The 23,430-nt window shown below is 43.1% G+C and carries 18 protein-coding genes; 7 read left to right on the top strand and 11 right to left on the bottom strand.

Annotated elements, in window-relative coordinates:
* Window positions 1-197: 197 nt before the first annotated feature.
* The 4 genes from budC to D6V41_RS13210 form a co-directional block, all read right to left on the bottom strand.
* Window positions 198-968, bottom strand: coding sequence for a meso-2,3-butanediol dehydrogenase (gene budC, locus D6V41_RS13225; protein WP_136252005.1), 771 nt, complete (start codon window positions 966-968; stop codon window positions 198-200).
* Between the two features lie 117 nt (window positions 969-1,085).
* A complete protein-coding gene (locus D6V41_RS13220; RefSeq protein ID WP_136252004.1) occupies window positions 1,086-1,532 on the bottom strand; it encodes a phosphate-starvation-inducible PsiE family protein in 447 nt (148 codons plus the stop codon).
* Window positions 1,533-1,577: 45 nt separating this feature from the next.
* Window positions 1,578-2,546, bottom strand: coding sequence for a universal stress protein (locus D6V41_RS13215; RefSeq protein WP_136252003.1), 969 nt, complete (start codon window positions 2,544-2,546; stop codon window positions 1,578-1,580).
* Window positions 2,547-2,556: 10 nt separating this feature from the next.
* Window positions 2,557-4,248 carry a cation:proton antiporter gene (locus D6V41_RS13210; RefSeq protein ID WP_136252002.1) on the bottom strand — a complete coding sequence of 564 codons (1,692 nt, stop codon included), beginning with the start codon at window positions 4,246-4,248 and terminating at the stop codon, window positions 2,557-2,559.
* A 300-nt stretch (window positions 4,249-4,548) separates the two neighbouring features.
* On the opposite strand from D6V41_RS13210, the gene D6V41_RS13205 reads away from it, so the two are divergent.
* From D6V41_RS13205 to D6V41_RS13195, 3 genes are all read left to right on the top strand, one after another.
* The gene (locus tag D6V41_RS13205) at window positions 4,549-5,349 is read left to right on the top strand and encodes an alpha/beta hydrolase (RefSeq protein ID WP_241664545.1); all 801 of its coding nucleotides are present in this window, start codon (window positions 4,549-4,551) and stop codon (window positions 5,347-5,349) included.
* Between the two features lie 98 nt (window positions 5,350-5,447).
* Entirely contained in the window at window positions 5,448-6,428 is a 981-nt protein-coding gene (locus D6V41_RS13200; RefSeq protein ID WP_136252000.1) for a calcium/sodium antiporter, read from the top strand.
* Window positions 6,429-6,584: 156 nt separating this feature from the next.
* Window positions 6,585-8,414 (top strand): choice-of-anchor I family protein, encoded by a 1,830-nt coding sequence (locus D6V41_RS13195; RefSeq protein WP_136251999.1) that lies wholly within the window; start codon window positions 6,585-6,587, stop codon window positions 8,412-8,414.
* 129 nt (window positions 8,415-8,543) lie between these two features.
* Here the strand turns inward: D6V41_RS13195 and D6V41_RS13190 are convergent, their stop codons facing one another.
* Window positions 8,544-8,906: a DUF3718 domain-containing protein gene (locus tag D6V41_RS13190; RefSeq protein ID WP_136251998.1), complete on the bottom strand. Its 363-nt coding sequence runs from the start codon at window positions 8,904-8,906 to the stop codon at window positions 8,544-8,546.
* A 365-nt stretch (window positions 8,907-9,271) separates the two neighbouring features.
* Between D6V41_RS13190 and cobB the strand changes: the two genes are divergently transcribed.
* Together cobB and D6V41_RS18190 are read left to right on the top strand one after the other, a co-directional pair.
* Window positions 9,272-9,970: a Sir2 family NAD+-dependent deacetylase gene (cobB, locus tag D6V41_RS13185; protein ID WP_241664544.1), complete on the top strand. Its 699-nt coding sequence runs from the start codon at window positions 9,272-9,274 to the stop codon at window positions 9,968-9,970.
* 23 nt (window positions 9,971-9,993) lie between these two features.
* A complete protein-coding gene (locus D6V41_RS18190; protein WP_168711035.1) occupies window positions 9,994-10,134 on the top strand; it encodes a hypothetical protein in 141 nt (46 codons plus the stop codon).
* Window positions 10,135-10,614: 480 nt separating this feature from the next.
* Here the strand turns inward: D6V41_RS18190 and D6V41_RS13180 are convergent, their stop codons facing one another.
* On the bottom strand, window positions 10,615-11,298 hold the full coding sequence (locus tag D6V41_RS13180) for a hydrolase (protein WP_168711034.1): 684 nt from the start codon (window positions 11,296-11,298) through the stop codon (window positions 10,615-10,617).
* Window positions 11,299-11,383: 85 nt separating this feature from the next.
* On the opposite strand from D6V41_RS13180, the gene D6V41_RS13175 reads away from it, so the two are divergent.
* A complete protein-coding gene (locus D6V41_RS13175) occupies window positions 11,384-12,301 on the top strand; it encodes a LysR family transcriptional regulator (RefSeq protein WP_136251995.1) in 918 nt (305 codons plus the stop codon).
* Between the two features lie 306 nt (window positions 12,302-12,607).
* Here D6V41_RS13175 and D6V41_RS13170 read toward each other — a convergent pair whose 3' ends face one another.
* Window positions 12,608-14,992 (bottom strand): M12 family metallo-peptidase, encoded by a 2,385-nt coding sequence (locus D6V41_RS13170; protein ID WP_206663263.1) that lies wholly within the window; start codon window positions 14,990-14,992, stop codon window positions 12,608-12,610.
* 319 nt (window positions 14,993-15,311) lie between these two features.
* Here D6V41_RS13170 and D6V41_RS13165 point away from each other — a divergent pair, with 319 nt between their 5' ends.
* The gene (locus tag D6V41_RS13165; protein WP_136251993.1) at window positions 15,312-16,334 is read left to right on the top strand and encodes a GGDEF domain-containing protein; all 1,023 of its coding nucleotides are present in this window, start codon (window positions 15,312-15,314) and stop codon (window positions 16,332-16,334) included.
* Here D6V41_RS13165 and D6V41_RS13160 read toward each other — a convergent pair.
* From D6V41_RS13160 to D6V41_RS13145, 4 genes are all read right to left on the bottom strand, one after another.
* A complete protein-coding gene (locus D6V41_RS13160; RefSeq protein WP_136251992.1) occupies window positions 16,331-17,557 on the bottom strand; it encodes a threonine/serine exporter family protein in 1,227 nt (408 codons plus the stop codon). The genes D6V41_RS13165 and D6V41_RS13160 overlap by 4 nt on opposite strands.
* Before the next feature lie 30 nt (window positions 17,558-17,587).
* Window positions 17,588-18,691 carry a chemotaxis-specific protein-glutamate methyltransferase CheB gene (gene cheB / locus D6V41_RS13155; RefSeq protein ID WP_136251991.1) on the bottom strand — a complete coding sequence of 368 codons (1,104 nt, stop codon included), beginning with the start codon at window positions 18,689-18,691 and terminating at the stop codon, window positions 17,588-17,590.
* 222 nt (window positions 18,692-18,913) lie between these two features.
* Window positions 18,914-22,075 (bottom strand): efflux RND transporter permease subunit, encoded by a 3,162-nt coding sequence (locus D6V41_RS13150; RefSeq protein ID WP_136251990.1) that lies wholly within the window; start codon window positions 22,073-22,075, stop codon window positions 18,914-18,916.
* 13 nt (window positions 22,076-22,088) lie between these two features.
* Window positions 22,089-23,243: an efflux RND transporter periplasmic adaptor subunit gene (locus D6V41_RS13145; RefSeq protein WP_136251989.1), complete on the bottom strand. Its 1,155-nt coding sequence runs from the start codon at window positions 23,241-23,243 to the stop codon at window positions 22,089-22,091.
* Between the last annotated feature and the right edge of the window lie 187 nt (window positions 23,244-23,430).

Raw genomic sequence — 23,430 nt, 5'->3', positions numbered from 1 at the left:
AAATTCGGTATAACCAATTATTGTCAAATTTTTAACAATTTTTCAACCATTAAGTGTCGTTTGTGCTTACGTTAAGTTCTCTATTGTTAATTTTAATTATCTTTCGAAAAATAAATCTCTTTGCATTTCAGCTTTAAATTTTTGGCATGCATATTTAATTAAGATGGTATTTTAGGTTTTAACTTGTTCTTAGGGTTTTAACCTGAACCAGTTATTAAAGGCGGCTGGCCATTAGACGCACTTAAGCCGCCGTCAACCGGCAAAACAACACCATTCACAAAGCGGGCTTCATCACTACTTAAAAAATAAATCACATCTGCAATTTCTTCGGGCTCTGCACCGCGACCCATCGGAATACGTTCGCAAAATTTAGCGTATTTTTGTTCATCGTCAAAAATACCCTGGGCCATTTCTGTTCGCGTTAAACTTGGCGCGACGGCATTAATCCGCATACCCTCTTTACCAAAATCCAGCGCAAGCGCGCGGGTAAGATTACTTACTGCGCCTTTTGAGGCATTGTAGGCAAATCCGCCCCAGTCGCCTCGAATGCCTGAAACCGATGAAACATTGATCACATTGCCCTTTACTGCTTTTAAGTGCTCAAAGGCTTGTTTGATGCTCAAAAATACTCCAGTTGAATTGATGGTTTGAATGCGCTCCCACTCATCCACTTCAAATTCATCAATAGGTGCCATGTTTGCAACGCCCGCATTATTTACAAGAACGTCAAGACGCGAAAAATTATTGATCACTTTATTTACCGCATTTTTGATATCTTGTTGCTCGCTAACATCACACTTAATGCATTTGTAACGCTCGCTATCCCAAGATTCAGCAACGGCTTGAAGTTTATCAAGCGTACGGCCAAGTAAGGCAACATTAAAACCTTCCTGATAAAAGCGTTCAGCAGTCGCTTTACCGATACCGGAGCCTGCGCCTGTGATCATGACTGTTTTTGGATCTGACATCGTTTCATCCTTTTTGAAAACTCGCTTAATCAATAGTTAGTTAATATTCCATATTGTGGTTCATAATCATAATCGTTGCTAACGATAAGTCTTTTATCATAAGAGTAATCGCCTCACTTAAGTCCTAGCCTGTTTAGACACCAAAAAGTAAGTGATACCCAGGGCAAGCACCACAACGCCGGTTGCATAAACGTACTGCGGTTCAACGGTTGAATAGTCAAGCACAATTACTTTTCTGGCAATGGCCATAAGTGCGGTGGCAATGACCAGTCGAATATGGATAACATCATCGCGCAGATAAAGCGTGATGTTGGCAAAGATTTCTATTGCAATCAGTACTGCCAGAAATGCCGCAAAAACGGTGAAGATGTCGTTAAGATCCAACAAATACAATGGTGGAGTCGTCATTTTTTTATACAGCACCCAAACCACATCGGCCACACATAAAATAATCACAATCACCATAAGTACGGCAAGCACTCTAATTACTTGACGGATTACGCTGTTTAAGCGGCAGATTAACCAGTCGCCCTGATTGCTCAAATGATTATCTTCATCTTTCATGATGTGTTCCTGCTAAATAGTTTTAATCCAAGAATGAATGCGTGCCTAATCCGTTGTTGCAATAGGTGTAATAAAGTTTGTAGGCTTTAATGCCAGCACAGAGCAGGGCAATTGAAGCAGAATGGCTTCTGCCGTGTTTCCAATTAACATACCAGAAACGCCACCCCGCGCGATGGTGCCCATCACTAGTAAATCAGCATTAAGCGTTTTCAAGGTTTCAGGGATGAGCGTTTCTGCGTGTCCCTTTAAAATATGCTGACGTACCTTGTTTGGTCTAAATCCTTGCAAATCATCTCGCTTTGAAAGTTGCTTGACCAAGAACGAGGCTGAAAAAGACCGGCGCCGCTCTTCTTCTTCTAAATATTCCCGCTCAAATTTATTTGGATCATTTGCCCACAAACTGGCAAAGTCACTTAACGAACCGTCACACACTGATAGCACATGCATTTGGGTACTATCGCTGTCACAAAAACTTGCGGCATGGCTGGCGATGTTTATGTTTAGCGCGCTTTCAGTATCATCGTCAGAAAAATCAATCGCTGCCACAACGTTTGAAAAAGGCGCATTGTGTTTTGCATCAATTAGCCAAATTGCACACGGACACTTTCTTAGAAGATGTAAATCATTGCTTCCTAGCACTGAGTCAAGCCAGGATGGATCCGACACTTGTTTTATCACCAGGTCGTGTTGTTTTTTCAAAACCGCTTTGCTGACTTCGATATATTCTTTTCCAAACAACACATCAAGTTCGATGGCTCTGCCGTCAATTTCCGCTCCTAAACATGTCAATTGTTCTAGTGCACGCTTGCGAGTCGCATCAAGTAAAGTCTGCTTTATCGAGTGTAAGGTTTCTGATGAGTTGCTGTAATGCAGTGGTGCTAAATCGGGAAGCACACAAATAAAGCTTAAGGCGGTACTATGCTTTTGAGCATACTCAATGGCGGTTTTAAGGGCGGCTGAGGTTTTAGGTAAGTGTTTATCTAAAACAAAAAGCGCATGTTTAAAGTGACGCATTGGAATTTCCTTATGATTCGGTTTTAGAAGCTTCAAAGCGGTTTATTAACAGCTCACAAGCGCGTGTTGCTGCATCGGTATAGGGTTTTAACACTAAGTCAATCCCAGCATGTTTGAGCGCCATCGCTTCATTATCAGAGTGCGAAACCACCGCAAACTTTCCTTCAAAGCCTGCTGCTTTGCTTAATTGCACAATAGTTTTGCGAGTGTCGTCGATCACCAATCCTAAATGGTGAGTAGGAATTGTCGAAACCACCCATTTTGCCTTAGCTAGAGGCAGTTCAGATACAAAATCTGCATCCGTTGCGTCTCCAAAGCTGACTTTCATGCCTTTTTTTCGGTGTGCTTCCACCACATCAGGATTAAAATCGATAGCTAAAATTGACAAGCCTTTTCTAGATAATTGTTTCGCCACTGAACTACCAAAGCGGCCCAGTCCAAACATCACCAAATCAAAGCGCTCGCCCTCTTTAAACGGTGATGTAGAAAGCTCTCTTGTCGGCTCTTTTCTTTCAAACCTGTCTAAGGCTGGCTCAAAAATACGGTATAGCGTGTGAGAATAGGTGATCATATAAGTAGAACTGGCAATGGTGATAATGCCAACCAGCGTCACTAAACCGGCTACTTCTGGAGCAACATGTCCAATAGTGACCCCCATGGCGACAAAAATAAGCGAAAATTCGCTTATTTGAGCTACGGTTAAACCGGCTAAAAATCCCGTGCGTTTGCGATAACCCAGGGCGCCCATAATAATCAGAACAATCAGAGGATTGCCAATTAGTACGAACAGTGAAAATACAATCGCCTCAAACAGATAGTTCCCAAGCAGGCTTAGATCTAGCGTAGCACCCAAAGCGATAAAGAAAAACAGCAGTAAGAAATCTCGTAAAGGCGCCATTCTTGAGGCAATGCTTTCTTTGATAGGAGTAGAGGCCAAGGCAACACCGGCAAGCAGGCCACCTAATTCTTTTCCCAAACCAACGAGTGTTCCTGCAGATGCAAACAATGTTGCTAATGCAAGCGAGCAAATGACTAATAACTCAGGTGCTTTGGCCAGTTTCGCAGTAAACGGATTGGCTAAATATTTGATAAAAAACATGACGAATGCTACTAAGGCCAAGCCAGATAATATCACCTGAATGATAACACCAATGCCTGCGTTGCCACTTTCGTTGCCCATTCCAATAGTAGCAAGCACAATCATTGAAAACACAACAACTAAATCTTGCACAATCAAAAAACCAAGTGCTATTTGTCCATGCAGCGAATCAATTTCTCGTTTATCTGAAAGTAGTTTTACGATAATGATGGTGGACGAAAAGGTCAACGCAACGGCAACATAGATGCTTGTTATATGGTCAAGGCCTAGTGCTAAACCAATGAGATAACCAACAAGTGAGGTAAAAATCACCTGTCCCAAACCCGTCATTAAAGACACCGGACCTATAGAGCGAATCAGTTTTACGTCAAGCTTTATGCCGACTAAAAACAACAGTAAGGCGATCCCCAGCTCAGACAATAAGGCAATCTTTTCTTTAGAATGAACAATATCTAATACCGACGGGCCTGCAATTAAACCCACTAAAATAAAGCTGACAATGAGCGGCTGGCGTAAAAAACTTCCAATAAAGCCTGCAATAGCGGTTAAGGCCAATAAAGCCGTTATTTCGATGAATGAAGACTGGTGAATGATATCAAGCATAATTCGCCTTAAAGACATGCATGCTTCAAATATTCTTGGCGATTTTGATGCTTGTAGTAAGCGAAATCGCTTTAAAGCATGTAATAAACTATTGTCTGATAACGAAGATTAGCACCAACTCGATAATTCAGCATAAACGTATTAGATCTAAGCATTCGTTCGTTATTTTCGATGTATTGAAAGCAATATCTACCGCTTTTGATTTATGAACCAATTACCTGATGGCCTTGTATAAGCTTTATGTACCGATTATTGACGATTCTTATCTTTTCTTTTTTATTACAAGGCTGTACAAAGCTTTTGCTCACTGCCGCGAATGCACCAAAGTATGTGTTTGAAGGCGAAATTAAGCGCGATATTGCCTACGGGGAATTGCCGTCGCAAAAACTTGATATTTATCTGCCAGCACAACTTAGTGACGCTTCAAACGCTCTACGATTGCCCGTTGTTGTGTTTTTTCATGGAGGTCGATGGACAACGGGTAACAAAGGACAATACGAGTTTGTAGGCATGCGGCTAGCTGATTTAGGTTATATCGCAGTTATCCCAAACACCCGCTTATATCCGCAGGTGAAGTTCCCGACCTTTATCGAAGATTCGGCGCAAGCTATCGCATGGGTTGATGATAATATCGCCGATTATCAGGGTTCCAATGATTTATTCGTATTAGGGCATTCGTCTGGTGCGCATATGGGGGCGATGGTTGTGGCCAATCAGGCGTATCTGGCAGCATTCGATAAAACCCCCGATATTATTAACGCCTTTGCGGGCATGGCAGGCCCCTATGATTTTGAGCCCGAAGCGCCAGAGCTTAAAGATATGTTCGGTCCTCCAAGTAATTATCCGAATATGCAGGTCACGACGTTTATCGACGGTAGCGAACCGCCTATGTTACTTATCTATACTGAAAATGACTCAACAGTGCATATTCGCAACCTGGAATTACTGAAAGCCGGTATTGAAAAAGCCAATGGAAGAGTTGAAACGATTATTTATGATTCGGGCGGGCACACTGCTACTGTTGGCGCGTTCAGTTGGGCGAATCCTTCTGGTTTACCGGTTGCCGCTGACGTAGATACCTTTTTTAGGGCACATTTATAAAAATTAATTTGTATCTATATTTGTTTATCACTCAGGCAGTATTTGTGTACTACACTTGTAGTCTACTTGAACTTATTTAGAGGCAGTTAAATCACTATATGTTATTAGCCACATTGGCCATTGTTCTGGGCCTTCCTATCTTAGTATGGAGTGCTGAGCGCTTCATTCACGGCGCGTCATTCACGGCAGGTTATTTTGGAATATCGCCTCTTTTTATCGGGATGTTTATTATCGGGTTTGGCACTTCTGCCCCTGAGATTATTGTATCGTTTTTTGCAGCAATGCAGGGCAACGGAGGGCTTGCGCTTGGAAACGTATACGGATCTAACATCACTAACATTACACTTGTAGTAGGTGCGACTGCCTTACTTAGCCCCATCATGGTTAAATCTGAAGTGTTAAAAAAAGAGTTTCCTATTTTGCTAGGCGTGACTTTTCTGGCTATCTGGCAGTTATTTGATTTGGAGCTGTCTCGAGACGATGCCTTTACTTTGTTAGGTATATTTATTTTGCTAGTCGCCTGGAGTATTTGGCAATTACGCGGCACAACAAAAGATGCTTTGGCTGACGATGTTGCGATTGAAATTAATCCTCACGAAGAAAAAGTCTCGTCTGGGCTGGCAAAGCACATTATGTGGTTAGTGTTTGGCGTTATTATTCTGATTATTTCTTCCAGAGTACTGGTGTGGGGAGCCGTCGAGGTCGCGCAGTATTTTAATGTAAGCGATGTGATTATTGGCTTAACCATTATTGGTATAGGAACTTCGTTACCTGAGCTGATTTCGTCAATCATTGCTGTGAAAAAGGGCGAGCATGAAATGGCTATTGGTAACGTAGTTGGTTCAAATCTCTTCAATACGCTTGCCGTTGTTGGCATCGCCGGTAGCTTAGGCGCGATCCCAATCGACAATATGTTTTTGTATCGAGATGCATTCCTTTCCCTTGCAGTAACGCTGGCTTTACTTGTCTTTTGTTTGGGAATAAAGGGCCCGGGAAAAGTAAGCCGACTTGAGGGTGCAGCCTTGTTAGTTTGTTTTATTGTTTACAACTACATTCTGATAAGTACCAGCTTTGCCTGACAGCGTTTGAATTAATAAGGATATTTCAGCCCCGTTTTGTAACGGTACTGTCAAAAACCGGTCATAAACCGGTCATAAATTTTTCACGTCTTCGTCACATTCCTGATGCAGTCTTGTGCATGAAAATAACTTGTTCAAACACTGATGGGAAGACGAATGTTGAAGAAAAAATTGTTGTTATTAGCTGTTGTAAGTGCCTTTAGTCTTAGTTTATCTGGCTGTTTTTTAGAAGGAGATGATGGTGAGACCGGTCCGGCCGGCCCAGCAGGTTCACCGGGCGCACCTGGAAATGCTGGCGCAGACGGAGCGGACGGCGCAGATGCTCCGACTACACTTAACGCGACTTTGTTAGGCAGAGCCGTTCTTAATCCTGAAGATCCAGAGGGTGCTGCAGAAATTGTTGCCTATCAGTCCAGTAAAGGGTGGGTATACGCAGTAAATAGCTCTACGAGTCCTGTAGTTGTTGAAATAATGGATATCAACAGTTTAGATGCAGCCGCATTAAGTGCTGATGCAGTGGGCGTAATCAATAATACAAATCTTGACCCAGCCATAACGCTTGATGTCAATGCCACTAGCGGATTAAGTGGTGAGGCTAACAGCATTGCTTTTGATAACAATAATGATGTGCTGGCTGTAGCTGTTGCTGCTGAAACAACCGGCGAGCGGGGCAGTATTGCCTTTTACGATGTTTCAGGTGCCCAGCCTGTATTTATTAAAAATGTACAAGTTGGATTTTTACCTGACAGCGTTGCATTTACTCATGATGGCGCAAAAGCCATTGTTGCAAATGAGGGCGAACCTGCCGGAGATTACAGCGTTGACCCAGAAGGCTCTATTTCAATCATCGAGCTAACTGATGGCGTTCCGGCTGATACACATATCGAATTAACCTTTGCGGGAATTGAGCAGTCAGGCCTTGAATCACAAGGAGCCATTTTTGCTAATCCTGACGGTCGAACTATCAACGGTAATTTATATGAAGCAAGCGTCTCAAAAGATTTAGAGCCTGAATATGTTGGTGTGAGTGAAGACGACACACTTGCTTTTGTATCTATTCAGGAAGCCAATGCGCTAGCAATCGTCGACTTAACGAATAATACACTCTCTTCTGTTATTGGTTTAGGGTTTAAGGATTGGGGACAGCTTCAACTGGATGCTTCCGATAGAGACGGGGGCGTAAATTTTCAACGTTATCCCGGCTTATTTGGCATGTATCAGGTTGACACCGTAGACAGTTATCAATGGAACGGTGCGAACTTTATTGTCACCGCCAATGAAGGTGATGGCCGTGAATACTTTTTTGATGTGGCAGATGAAGCGGCATGCACAGCAGCAGGTGGCCTTGATTATGACGAAGATGATGGATGTTTGGCTTTCATAGATGAAATTCGTGCAGAAGACCTGACGCTTGCGAGCAATTTCGATTATTTGAACAACGACGACAACGACATCGGTCGCTTATTGGTTACTACTTTTAAAGGCGCAACAGACGGCTCAACAGACGGTAGCGGCACCTACAGTGAACTTTACACATATGGTGCGCGTTCGTTTACTATTTGGGATACAAATGGACTGGTTGTTTTTGACTCTGCGGATGATTTTGAGCGAATTACAGCATCCATTTACGGTTCATTATTTAACAACAATAATGACGAAAATGAAGGGGATACCCGTTCGGATGCGAAAGGGCCAGAGCCGGAAGCACTCGCTTTAGGTAAAATTGGTGATCGCCAATATGCATTTGTAGGATTAGAGCGCATGGGCGGTGTCATGACCTACGACATTACCAACCCTTACAACGTGCAGTTTGTGAGCTATTTCAACAATCGCGGAGTGGCCGAAGGTGCTGATATTACTGGTGATTTAGCGCCAGAGGGAATGACCTTTATAGAAGCTGATACCAGTCCAACAGGTAATGCACTGTTAGTTATTGGCAATGAAGTTTCAGGTAGCGTCACTATTTGGGAGCTTTCACCGCAGTAATATTCACCGCGGTAACTTTCAGCGCAGTAACTTTCGACGCAAGAAAGAATAAATATCGAAAGTAAAGGAAAACGGCTAACTTAAAAAGTTGGCCGTTTTTAATCAAGCTATATCCTTTATGGACAACCTTTAATTTGCCGCCACAATATCAATAATTTTGCCTGATTTAGCGCGACGCTTATCTCGGAAGCTATCGAGCTTATTTGCCAAAACATGGTTATCTACTTCTCTTGCAAAATCGACAATGTTCATTCCATTACAGTTAATGTTGTTAACAACTTCTCGGTAGTTATGAGTAATCAGTCTTGATGAAGTCGCTTGTTTCACTAACTGCCGGACTCGATAATCTGCTCCTTTTTTGGTTACAGCCACACATAGTCGGCTTTCGTAACTGTCGTCAGCCGCTTCAAATTGTATAGGCGTTGCAAGTGCCAGGCTTCCAAAACTCGCGCTCATCAAAATCATTGCTAGGCTAAGGTGTAACTTTTTCATGCTTATCTCCAAATTGCTTTTTTAAAAATGCTCTTATCAAGAATGCTCTTTTCAAAAATAAGAGCTGCGCCAAAGCAAACGTGTAAAAACACGATAGGTCGCCTGTGTATAGTCGTATAAAAAAGCAAAAAAGGTGTTGCAGCAGAATAATTGGATGTAACAGATGGTGTTTAGTGTTTGAAAAATCAGAAAATGATTTAGCTATTTTATTTCAATAGTTTAGATATGATTTTCGCGCGAAATTGACCAGTGGTTCTCGCGATAAGTTTTACATTCGCACGCAGTTTACGTATGTTTTAGACATAGTTTTGTTACATGAATCCACATTTGAAATATATAGATAAGGCAGAAGGATAAATAATATCTTGAATATAGTAGTACTGACTGGCGCTGGCGTATCTGCAGAAAGCGGTATTTCAACGTTTAGAGATAGTAACGGACTCTGGGAAAATCATCGTGTTGAGGACGTGGCCACACCTGAAGGCTTTGCGCGCGATCCTGAGTTAGTGTATCGCTTTTATAATCAAAGACGAGCACAATTATTGTCGGATAAAATCCAGCCAAATGCAGCTCACCATGCTCTTGCGCGCCTGGAACAAGCCTGTTCAGGCAACTTCACTTTGGTGACGCAAAATGTGGATGACTTACACGAGCGGGCAGGCAGCCAAAATGTGCTTCATATGCATGGAGAGCTACTAAGCGCTAAATGCGCGCAAAGCGAAGAGGCAATAAGAATGCATACGCCTTTTGATGCCAATTCACGTTGCGCTTGCTGCCAACCTCCAAATATATTAAGGCCAGATATCGTCTGGTTTGGCGAAATTCCCTATCATATGGATAAAATAGAAGCTGCATTGATTCACTGTGATCTCTTTATTTCGATTGGTACCTCTGGAAAAGTCTACCCGGCGGCGGGCTTCGTTGCATTTGCAAAAGAATGTGGTGCAAAAACCGTTGAAATAAACCTGGAAGCAAGCGAAAGATACAGCGATTTTGATTTGGCCATCCACGGCATGGCCTCAGAAAAAGTACCTCAATACGTTGATAGTTTGCTACAGCGTTGAGCGGGCTTAGGCGCAATTCTATTTTGAGCACCTACATAGCAGGCTGTCAGTACTACGAGGGCATTAAGCATTTGGCAAGTTTTTGTATAGACGAAAGAGTACAGCTCATTTGTGATGCACAAAATCAATACGACAAGCACGCTGTTGAGGTGCTGTTGAAATAGCGTCAACTCTTTTTAATATCAGAAGCTTCCGTAAAACATAGATTAAAGTCGCGCGCAACGCATCGAGTCTTTTGTCAATTGGTGAAACTGTCTACTATTCATCACGATTGCAAAATAGGATCGCTGTAGTGCCCCACTTTTTCCTGTTTTGGAGTCCGCTAAGAGCAAGCGGATTTTCGTCTCTCAATTACTGCACTTTTTTGTCAGTTTACACGCTATCGCGAAATGTCGATATCTTGCACACGCTCATCTGACAGTTTGCTGAATACATAAAGAACTGAAAGGACGCTTACTTTTGTAAAGCAAATCGTCCTTTCACCAGCTTTTGCTATCGTCATCGATAGTTGCGACGAGGTTGATTAGTACTACTAGATACCTAACCAGCTTTAAACGATTGTTTATCTCGCTTTGTTAGAGAGCAACCCTTGAATTTTTATTAACAACAAAATTTAGTAAAGGGTCTTCAATAAATTACAAACTTTATAATCCAGGTGCACTTATCGGAGGGATTTTATTAAATTCTAGTGCTTTCTTAACATTTTCAGCATTTTTCGCAGACCCCAAAAAGCTATTCATGGCGGCGTAATACTGACCAACATGGTCACTTAGTAACTGACCTATATGCTTACCATTTTGTTCTGTGTTTCCCGCTAGTTCAGCTAATACCGCCACCCAAGTTGTTACAATGGCACCGGCAGAAGCTAATCGCTGTATGGTGACTTGAGTAATCAATTCATTAAAATCGGCGCAGGCATCTATAACTACATAGACCTCGTAACCATCTCTTAATGCAGAAATGGCAGGGAATGCTGCGCAAACTTCAGTTGCCAATCCGGATATTACTAAATTTTTTCTTCCTGTCGCTTCAACAGCCTTTCGTGATTTTTCATCTCGCCAAAAATTTACATATGGGCGATCAATAATTTCGACGTCGGGAAATAAAGCAGTTAACTCAGGCATCGTAGGGCCGTTCGGCCCTGTTGGCCAGCTTGTTCCCATAATAACTGGAATATTAAACGCTTTTGCAGTTTTGGCATGTCCTAAAATATTATTTTTCAGTTGAAGGGGATCAACCGAAGTTAAAAACTGAAATAAACCAGATTGGTGATCTATCATTAAAAAAACGCAATTTTCAGCTGTCAATTCACTTGAGGGTAAAGTCATATATTTATCATCCTTTTTTGTTAGATAACGTAAACATATCATCGCAAAAAAAAAGCAGTACCCTGCAAAACTGGAAATAATAATTGTGAAAAACGGAACACTTTTATCAAACTTCTCCGACGCTCAGATAATAGTTGTGTTGGCAGGTACACTCTCTATAACAGCAGCAGCTAAACAGTTGAAGATGCCAATCGCTACTCTCAGCCGACGCCTAAAAGAAATTGAAGGTAAAGCAGGGGCATTACTTTTCCACCGTAATACACGAGGTGTAAAAGTAACTAACATTGGACAGATTTTCTTGCGTCACGCGACCAGTATTTTAGATGAATTAGAACTGCTCAATTCGAATATTTCAGAAAACACGAATACAATATCTGGCAATGTTCGCGTTACAGCACCTGTAATTTTAGGGCAACTAGTATTGGGAGGGCTCATTTCTGATTTTATAAAACATTACCCAAACGTTACATTTGAGATAATACTCAGTGATGAGCAAACAGACTATGCGAACAAGCAAATCGATGTAGGTTTTAAAGTAGGTACGACTGAGCACAATACAGTAATCTTGAAAAAAATAACCCAGGTCAGAACAAAGCTATATGTTGATATCGAAAACAAACTTGTAGTCACACATCCAAGTGAACTGGCAACGCATCCATTCGCGCTGCTCTACGCTGGTGATAGCAAGAATACCCGTATCAAGCTGTTTAATGACTCCATTGATGAATTAGAGCTTACTGTAAACGCCAAGATTGTTTGTATGAATCCTTGGCTTATCAAAAGCGCTTTGGAAAACAGTAATCTTATTGCAGTTTTGCCCGATTTTGTGTCTCGAGGTAAAGGTTCAGAGAGACTTCGGCCAATTCTACCCGACTATTATGCGAGAGCGGCAGACTTGGCGATAGCATTTACACATCGAAATAACCAACGACCGGTTGTTAGAAAGTTTATTGATCATGCGTTTGCTTATCTTTCGCAATATCTTGAAAGTGAGAATGTATAGTATCACTTTATCCATGTAAAAGCGGGAGGGAGGGGAAGAACACTCCAACGTAGCTTTTCTCTATTATTCGATTAATCAATGCGTTTCTATTGGCATTGAGCTAGTGTTGAAGTAGCGCCCTCTTATTTTTTGCTCTTATTTTTTGGCAACGGTTCATACCATAATTAAGGAGGTCCCCGCTTGCGCGGGGATGACGATGGTTGCGCGTTTAAAGAGGTCCCCGCTTGCGCGGGGATGAGGATAGGGGCGCGTTTAAACAGGTTCCCGCTTTCGCGGGAATGACGATAGGAGCGGGTATGGCGTATTCTACTCATACACCTTCAAATTTCTGAACACGCTGTTGGCATCCGGATTGTTTACATCATGATCGTTGATAAATACCAGTTCAAAGCTGTTTGATGTGAAAAACGCACCAACGGGGATCACAAATCTTTGGTATTCACCATCTGCCGTGTAACTAAAGTCACTGCGACCCCATGTTTGTGTGCCATAGAGCTTAAATGAACGGTCTCTTTCTAGGGTGTTACCCGGTAAAATGCCGATGCCGTGAATATCGCCAATAGCATCACTTTTAAACTCAAATTCGATAATTGTGCCGGGCGTTACCTGTCTATTGTCAAATATCAGTTTCTGCCATAAGTTGCCTCTTAGCGAAAGTGCAGCGCCATCTTCAATTATCTCAACGGAGCCACTTATATTTTGCTCATCTGGCAAGTGAGGAGATACTATCACGGTATTAAAATCTACAGGCTCCACGTCTGGCGCAGGTGAGCCAGGCTCTGCATCTTCATAAATTCTTACATTCGAAAAGCGAGCGTTGGCGCCCGAGATATTTCTATCGTTATCTACCATGAACACCAGGCGGTCAAATTCGCCAGTAAAATAAAGTCCTACCGGGATGCGGATGCTTTGAACAGAGCCAAGATTGGTGTAGCTTGCTGCCTCAATTCCCCATCGTTGGCTACCGTGCAATTTAAAGGTGCGTGAACGGTCAATTTCATTTTTATTATCAAAGCCAATACCGTGGATCTCAGCTTGAATATCGCTGGAGTAATCAAATTCTAATATGGTATTGCTGGTAACAGCATAATCAAAAGCAATGCTTTTCCAGGTGTTGCCCTCAAGCTCCAAAGCAAAGTTATTGTCAGTGTTTACCACACCGCCGCTTTGATCCTGATTGCTTGCAAAGCTGTCAATTGAATACTGCGAAAAGTCGATAGCGTTGCTGCTCACTTCAATTTCAAAAAATTGCGTATCGCTTCCGCCTGCGTTAGTTACGCTTATTTGCACGGCTACAGTGCCAAGATCATCCTCGGTTGGTGTCCAGATAATTTCACCTTCATTGCTGATTTCCATGCCATCAGGTGCAATATCCAGGTTAAAGCTCACTTCAATATTGTCCTCAACTTCAACCGTGTTGTCAGCGTCATATGAATAGGCGTTGCCTACGCTTGCGCTCAGGTTTGGCGTTGAAATTATAACAGGAGCTTGCACCACAGGCGTTATAGGCTCTATGCAGGCAAACGGACCGTTGGTGGCTGCATCAACAAAAGGAAGCATTTGGTCTACGCTGCAGTTGGAAAATTCATCGCCCGCGCCGTTTACGTTCGGGTTCATAATAAAGCCGCTTGGTGTGCTGGCGCAAACCGAACCACTTTGATTATCGTGAGGTGCACCAAAGTTATGGCCAAGTTCGTGTGCAAATACAATCGAGGTCAGTGCACCAATGCGCTGCGTAATTCCCACCGAAAACTGTCCGCAAAGCGATCCTACATAGGCAATGCCAACGGTTGAGCCGTTCAGGTTTTTGCCGGTAAATAAATGCCTAAGTCCTGGGTTAGGAATATTCACGTTCACTAAATTTTGAATCAGCGTAATTGGGTCGCTGCTTGTAAGGCTTCCGTTATTACTTAATTCAACTGTGTCAAACAGCTTAATACTAACGCCAAGTTGTTCGCTAAATATGCCGTCAGCTACGTTAAGATTATTAATCATTTCAGTACTGGCATCAGAACTTGCGCTAACAAATTCAGTATCTGCAATTAGCGTTATATTGATTTCACCTGTTGCATTTGCTGTCATGGCCTGTAAGTGGCCTAAATAGTGTTCAAAGCTTGATTGATGAGCCGAAAATTCGTCGAAAACAGCAGGAGTATTCAAACCACAAGTGCCGTTGTGTTCAATTGCATTAAAATTAACGGCAAGCGTTTGACTATCATCAGCCTGCGTTAATTCACCTTTAAGGCCTGTGATAGCAGCAATGTTTACGTCTGTTAAACGGGAGGCTGCCTCGATGATGGTAAAATTTTCGCCATCATAATATGCGCCACTTATTTTTCCGTTTTGATTGACAAATCTCGCCCACGTGTTGGGTTTATCTAAAGTGTTACCTTTTAGCACCAGAAGATTGGTATTGGCATCGAGCTTATTTTGCAGGTCATCATTGATGAATAGTTTAAATTGAATGGATTGTTTGCCTATTCGTAAAGAATAGATATAGCCGTTATCCGCTGAAGGTTTTATGTTTTCAACCATCACAATGCTGGCCGCATCGATTGATTGTTCGTACTCATGATAGCGAGTATCGCTGGCCAATAGCGATTGAGCGAAGACGGCAAGTAATAAAAAGGTGATAAATTTCATAGACGTGGAATTATGTATAAATGAGTAAGGATTGGAAATTGTGCGCATATTGTGTGCCTGTAAAAAGTGATTTGCATATTTTTTCATACTGACTATTCATAATTAAGCAGTAGCTTAAAACAGCCTGTTGTGCTAAAAACGAACGCACTAAAGCGTCCACAATTCCTTTTTCAACTTTCTGAATAGCGTGATGCGCCTAATAACCCGACGCCTGTGATGCATTATTGCTTAAATTGACATGCAAGATGTTGTCCTGTTTTGCATAGGTATATTAAAGCACACCTTTTCGCAAAGATCATAAGTTTACTTTTATTTAACAACCGATACACTTATAACTACAATCAGATAAAGGCGAATACGCTTTTAATTGAAAACATGTCTTGTGAATACCGATAACCTAAACAAAAGTAAGGCGAGAAGCACCGATAATTTCGTTTTACTGGTCATAAGTGGTTGCATAAGCTTAGGTATTTTTCCCTTTGTGATTTTGCGCGTCTTGCAAGAAGACTATGCGCACGCAGCAATGAATGCTGTGGCTGTTTTTATTACCTTTGTGTTGTTTCTACATGCTTACATCACCAAAAAGTCTGATCTAACTCGCACGGGGCTTGCGCTTCTGACCGTCATTGTGATGACGGGTACAATCTTTTTAAAAGGCGCGCAAAATATTCACTGGGTTTATCCGGCGCTTACAACTACCTTCTTCCTTCTGCGCCCCAAATTTGCAGCGACGCTTACGCTGACCTTTTTACTAGTAGTGCTTGCCATGATTTGGCAGGAATCCAGCCCGTTGTTTTTACTAACTTTCAGTATTACGGCAACTGCAACCTTTCTATTTTGCTATGCATTCTCAAACCGAATGAGGCAACAGGCGCAATTTCTGGAACAACTTGCCACAACCGACCCCCTCACTGAAACCGGCAATCGGCGAAAACTGGAAGAAAAGCTGCTGGAAATCACTCAGCGCATTAAACGTAATGACCAGTTGAGCTGTTCACTGGTTATTTTTGATATTGACTATTTTAAACAGGTAAATGACCAACATGGTCACGCTTGCGGCGATGAGGTGCTTAAACGCTTTGCCAGCGTAATCAAAACGCGGATCCGCGTTACCGATAGCTTATATCGACTTGGGGGAGAAGAGTTTGTTTTAATTCTTGAGGATACAAAGCTGTTTGAAGCAAAAAGCGTCGCTAAGCAGCTTGCCTTCGAAATAGAGCAAACGCAATGGCACTTAAAGGATTTACGCATCACTACCTCTGCAGGCATTGCAGAATATGAAACAGGCGAGAGCACTTACGAGTGGCTCGAGAGGGCAGATGAAGCCCTGTACAAAGCAAAAAGCTCAGGGAGAAATAAATGCCGGGCAAGTAATGAAAATGTTGCCTAAAGTGCTTTTTTAGTTGGCACAATCACATTTGCAAATAACAAACCGGCCACTAGAGACATAAAAATGACAAAGGTTTCCTGACCGATATGCTCTGTTTGCATAAAATCCTGCCCCGATACAAATGAATTCAGCCCAATATAGGTTTTAGAGCCGGGTACCAATACAATCAGTCCCTGCATTAGAACAATACTTGCGGGGGCATGTGCCAGGCGCGTGAACAGATTAGCATATACGCCAACGGCGAAAGCCCCTACAAATGTACCCAAACCAAACTCTAAATATTTTGAGGCCCAGTAGGTACCAAAATAACCTAAAATCCCGCAAATAATTGCCCATGGCGCGTGCTTTAGTCTGAGTTTAAAAATAACAACCAAGGCAGAACATAGAATAAATACCGCTGCAATGATGGCCCAAAAAGGGGTAGGTTTGGTCGGCGTCATGGCCACTTCACTGAACAGCCAAAATCCGATAGCAATACCTAAAAATGCGCCAAAGTACAGCTTAAATAGCTGCATCAGCGCATCCATAACCCTGGCTGTGCCAGAGACTAAATTTCGAGAAGATAATTCGGCTAAGCCGATGGTCAATGCCAGTCCCGGAATAAAGATAATGATGGATGATAGCACCACCAGCCGGATGTTGATGGCGGGGTCAACAAAGGCGCTGATCGCACAAGCGCATATACCTGCAATTAGGGCAACCGCAGGCTCAAGCATTAGAGCAACACGCTTACTTTTTGTCGAAAAGTAATAAATCAGGTACATCACAAGACCAATGGCACCAGCAGCAAAGGCATCGTCAAAACTTGATCCCATCACAATCGCAAAAGAACCGGTAGATAGGCCAAAAGCAAAGAACTCAAGCACAGGGTGGTAAAAAGGCGGAAGCTCATCAATTGCGCTAAGTTCAGCATCGGCTTGAGAAAGACTTAATTCGCCGCTTAACAGCTTGTTTACTAACTCATCTGTGCGAGACAAAGAACCTAAGTCGATATCACCAGGTTGCACCCGGGCGGCATGTGTATACTCATCTTCATGCTTATCTGACCAAATGACATAAGTTAAGGAGGTAGGCGTAGAAATAAAGCTGGCGTGCACGCCTAAATAGCTCGCAACTTCGCTCAAGTGGGCTTCTAATCTGAAGGCGGGAGTGCCGTACTTGTGCAGCATTTTGCCTAATTTCACGATAAAACGACGAATTTGAATAAATTCTGATTTTTCCACAGCCAACCCAAACGATTATAAGATGAGAATTTAAAGAGACATCAATGCTTTACTGATATCGTAATTCGGCAATACCTTACTCGCTCCATTTAATTTTACAAGCTCTTTCGGCATTCCGTAAACAACCGAGGTTTGTTCAGATTCAGCAATGGTGATGGCTCCAAGGCTATGTGCTTTTGCCATCGCTTTCGCGCCATCATCACCCATGCCGGTGAGCTGCACACAGCATATTTTGCGTGCGCTTAAACTCGATAAAGCACTCTCAACTAAATGCGTTATGCTTGGCTTCCAAATGTATGGGGAGACATCAGTATTTGGTTTTGCGCACAATTTGCCGCCTTGCGAGTACACTTCTACATTCGCATCACCTTGCGCAATGTAAACCTTTCCAGCTTGTAGCTCGACGCGATTGGATAACTCTTGCACAGTAACATTTGATAACTTATCCAGTCGCTGAGCAAATACTTGTGTGAAACGCGCTGGCATGTGCTGCGCAATAACAATTGGTATGGGAAAATTGGCTGGCAGCTGGGGGATGATTTCTTGCAAACTGGCAGGCCCGCCTGTTGATACGCCAATAATAATAAGCTCACAGTTTTGTGTTACAGAAGCGCGGTAATCTCTTATTCGTTGAGGCAATACTTCGTTCTGAGGTGTTTCAGCTTTATGTAATAGGCCGCGAGGTGTGTCGACTGATAAAGGACGAATATGCGTAGTTTTTCGGTTGACTCGGGCTTTGCTGGCGGCTTTCACTTTTTCTACCAGCATGTATTTAGAGCGCTTCAATGACAAAGAAACAGGGCCATGAGGTTTCGCAACATAATCCACTGCGCCAAGCTCAAGGGCTTTGAGCGTTTCACTCGCACCTTCCTGGCTTAATGAGGAAACGATTAGCACCGGAAGGGGAGAGTTACTCATAATTTTTTTTAAGCACTCAAAACCGTCCATGACCGGCATATTAATATCTAGGGTAATAACATCGGGTCTAAACTGCGGGATCTTTTCCAGACAATCCTGCCCGTCCTTTGCCACTTCTATTGTCATACCATGCTCGCTTAAGGTGTCACAGATATGCCGCCTCATCAAAGAGGAATCATCGACCACTAATACGCGCAATGAGCTTTGATTAAACATGCTTTTCTAAGTCATTCCTTGCATAAAACTGACGAGCTGGATTCATGTAAGGTTAACGGACTAAACGGACAAAGGTTTAGATTTTTCTGAACATTTTATGATGTAGATTAAGTTAATTTATTGTGAAGCGAAAAAAGAAAAAAGCGGATGCATTTAGCATCCGCTTTATTGAGATTTTTATTTTAAGTCAGCGTTTTTCTGACCTAATTCGCTAAAAGTCGCTTACTTCAATACCGAGCCGACTTCGCCTGAAATGGCTTGCGTTGGCTTTTTCTTGCGTTTGAATATGGACTTTATGTCGTGCAACATCAAATACAAGCAAGGGACTAGTAGCAAGGTTACCAGTGTGGCATACATGACCGCAAAGCCCAAAGATACCGCCATTGGAATTACAAACGCGGCTTGAAGGCTGGTTTCAAACATGATCGGTAACACGCCAGCAAAGGTGGTAATAGAGGTCAATGTAATTGCTCTAAAGCGCGCACAACCTGCCTCTATCACCGCTTCTTTAATTGAATACCCTTGCTCCCTGCGCTGGTTAACAAAATCCGTCATAACCAGCGAGTCATTGATCACCACCCCTGCTGCGGCAATTAAACCAAAAGACGAAAACATACTAATATCCAATCCAAACATAAAGTGACCGAATACCGCGCCGGTAAAACTAAAGGGTATTACCGACATTATGATCAATGGCTGTGAATAGCTTTTTAAGGGCACAGCAAGCAGGATGTACACCATCACCATGCCGGCCGCAAAGAACAGAAGCTGTTCAGTTTGCTGCGCTTGTTGCTCTTCAATCTTGCCGCCTAATTCGGTTTTTACAGATGGATAGGCTTCTTTCATTGCAGGAAGCAGGGTTTCTCTTATGTTGTTGACCACCTCGTTGGGCTCAATAACTTCTTCATCAATCGAACCCCAGATGTAGACACTTCTAAAGCCACCTTCTCTTCGGATATAACTAATCCCTGGTGCTTCGTACAAATCGACCACATCACCTAACATAACCTCCTGACCACTTGGCGTGGTGATTACTGCATACTTCAAATCTGCAAAACGCTCGCGAGTCAGTCTGGGATAGCGAACCATTACACGAACTTCCTCGCCATCGCGCAATACTCGCTGTGCTTCACCACCGTAGAAGCTGGCGCCCACCTGAGCTGCAATCGTGCTCAAATCCAGGCCTAAATCATACGCAACAGGTTTAAGCTGTAGCTGCACTTCTTTACTGTCTGGGTCAATGGTTGAACTAACGTCAAATACGCCTTTTTGTAGCTGAAGCTGGTCAATAAACATCCGACCGGCGGCGTTTAATGTGGCAATATCAGAACCGAAGAGCATGTAGCCAAATTCACCATCATCCCCACCGCCGTTTACGTCATCGCGTATCGTTATGGATTTCATGCCGGCAATTTCAGGAAGCGCTTCACGCCAGCGACGAGCCAGTTCAAAGGTATCGATAGGTCGCAGTTCTTCATCTACAAGTGGCGCAAGCAAACGACCTTCTGTGCGATCGTTATTCCACACCAAAATATCGCGTACCATGCCGTTACCAAACTCTTCTTCGATTTGTTTATCAACATCCAGAACAACCTGTTCAATGGCTTGCAGAGCTTGAATCGTTACTTCGTCAGACACGGTTTCACTCATTTCGATATTAATCTGCGGAAAGTCGTGCGGAACCTTTGGTTCTGGCACCAATCGAACGTAATTGCCTCCTATGAGTCCAGCGGCTGCCAGGATTAGGGCGAAAAATGCACCGAACACGGGCCATCTCCAATTGGTGCACCAAGTAACAAAACGTTTATAGGGGCCGTTTATAAAACCAAAATAAAGCGCATTGAAGCGCATGCGCCAGCCATTTTCTTTTAATGGACCAAAATTAGAATGAGCGATGTGGGCAGGTAAAATGAGCTTAGATTCAATGAGTGAAAAAATCAGGCACAAAATAGCTACACCTGCAATATTGATAAAAAAGTCGCCCATTGGGCCGCTTGCAAAAGCAAAGGGCGCAAACACGGCGATGGTAGTCAGCACGCCGAAAGTAGCAGGGGTTGCAACGCGTTTGGCACCCACCACAACGTTATGCACACCGCCGCCTTTAGACTCAATCTCGGTATAGGCGCTCTCCCCGATAACAATGGCATCGTCAACCACTATACCAAGCACCATGATAAAGGCGAATAGTGAGAGAATATTGATGGTAATACCGACAAAAGGCATCACCATCATGGCACCCAAAAAGCACACTGGTAGTCCAATCATCACCCAGGCAGCAAGCTTTACGCGCAAAAAGATAGCCAGCATAATGAAGACAAGAACCGCACCTTGCGCCAGATTGTTCAGCATCATGTCAAGACGACCGTTCAGGTAGTAGGTCATATCAACTAAGATTTTAAGCTCCACGCCTTGAGGAAGGGTTTTATTGCGTGCTTCAACAAAACTTCGCACCGAATCGGCAACCGGCAAAATGTTCTGTGATTTTGTCGCGCTTACATCCATGTAAATTGCGTTTTCGCCATTGTATTTAAAATAGCGCTCACCTTCGGTAAATCCGTCGTTGATATCTGCTACGTCTTTGAGCAGAACTTTTGCACCGCCTTCACCCACCTTTACCGGAATATTGCGAAATTCTTCTCCGTTGTAGAACTGATTTTCAACGCGAACCGCTATCATTCCGCTGTCGCTTCGAATTTGACCGGCCGAAAAATTCGCAGAATAGCGACGAATGGCTGTACTAATATCGCTAATGGTTAAATTATATTTGCGGAGCATTTCAGGACGAACCTCAATACCAATTTCGTCTTGAGGACTACCTGCACTGGCTAACTGCACATTACTCAATTGAAGCAGTTCTTCTTCAAGTTGTTCAGCGATAGGTTTGAGGTCGGCAAGGGGTAAATCACCCACCACCGCAAGCTCCATCACTTCTTGCTGCCACTCAATTTGCTGGACGGTAATGGGTTCCATAGATGCCGGGAATGTCGCAATTCCGTCAATTCTTGCCTTAACTTTATCGAGTACGTCTGGCAAGTGTTCACTGGTATGGATTTCCATTGTCACGCGGCCACCACCGCGCCAGGAACGACCAATTGACTTTTTTATTTCTGTCACATCAGTCAGCGACTCTTCAATTTTGATAATGATGTTCTCTTCTATCTCTTTAGGGGAGGCACCGGGATAGGAGACATAAGCGTTAATGTAGTTGATTTCAATATTCGGAAACATTTGTTTTTGAATAGTGAAGTAACTAATTAACCCCATGATAATAATAAATCCCATCAAGAGATTCGCGGCGACAGAGTTTTGCGCAAAGAACGAAATCAGACCGGAAGGAAGTGGCTTGTTTTCGGACGCTTGTGATGTTTCGTTTGATGTTGACATGCTTTACTCCCTCCTATTGGTTGTATGAGATCAGAGCTTGATCAGGATTTTTTACCCTGACTTGCATGCCATTTTGTGGATATTCAGGTAATCCTCTGACTAAGCGGTCATCAGCAGAGACACCGTCTGAAATAAAGAAATAACTGCCTTCTTCTCTAATCACTTCCACCGGATGCGACTGAAGCTTGTCATCTTCATCCAATAGCCAGATTTTACGGTTGTTTACAAGCGATTGGGGGACTTTAAATACGTTCTGAAGTTGCTTGCCTTTTACGTTTACCTCAACGTAGGAGCCGAATTTTAGTGCCGGTGCATCACTTTCAAGGCTGTAAGGGTCTTCGATACGAACAACCAAGTGCAACATTCTTGTGGATTCGTCGAGCACACCCAGGTCACGGTTGACCAAACCCGAGCGGGTGATGGGCGCGCGATCTTTAGTCGTTACCACTGCTTCAATACCAGCCATATCATCCTGCAAAAACGGGCGATCAAAACCCGCCACAGGTATAATAATTTCAGCGCTTTCAATGTTGCTTAATTCAGCCACTTTCATTCCTGCACTTACATATTGACCTGAACCAATTGAGCGTGCCATAACCAGCGCATCATAAGGCGCTGTGACCTGAGTTTTTGCCAGATTTCGTTTGGCAATCCGTAACGCTGCCTCTGCCGATTTAAGTTGTGCCTGGGCACTTAACACTTGAGGCTTTCGCAGGTACAGGTCACTTACGCTATTTTCACCAATATTTCGGGCTTCGCGTTTTGCGACCTGTTGTCTGGCGAGTTCTTCAGTCAGTGTCGCCTGTGCCAGAGAAACCTGCGCTTCAGCTTGTAATACCGCTGCTTCATAGGCTTCTGGTTCAATGGTAAAAAGCACCTCGCCACGTTTAACCACGCCACCTTCTACAAACTGAGGATTCCAGTTAAGCACTTCACCGTTGACTTGTGCAGCAAGAGTAGTCGTTTCTAAAGGCTTCACTTCTCCAAAACTTGATATAAGCACGTCATGATTGATTGGTACCAGCGCTTCGACGCTTACAATTGGACGGGTATCTACGGCTTCTTTTTGTTCACTGTTCTGTGCTGTAGCTTCGATGCCTATCATTACCGCAACACCGATAATAATCACGGCAATAAAGGCTAAAAATTGAATAAGTTTGTTGTTCATGAAGTCTCTTCCTAAATGAGTACGCTTACACTATATAGGTGAGGTGTGTACAAGGTATGTGCCAAATGTAACGAAATATATAAAATTGGATACAGGACTCGTCTGATAAGGCTTTTATCAAATATGCAAGAGACGAAAAAAAAGACCACTTATTTAAAGTAGTCTTTTTCGCCAAGAGATTGGTTAA

Origin of the sequence: Ningiella ruwaisensis (assembly GCF_004798935.1) — a bacterium.
In the GTDB taxonomy this organism is placed as follows: domain Bacteria; phylum Pseudomonadota; class Gammaproteobacteria; order Enterobacterales; family Alteromonadaceae; genus Glaciecola; species Glaciecola ruwaisensis.
Note: the sequence above shows the minus strand (reverse complement) of the source record. Positions and strands in the feature narration are given on the sequence as shown.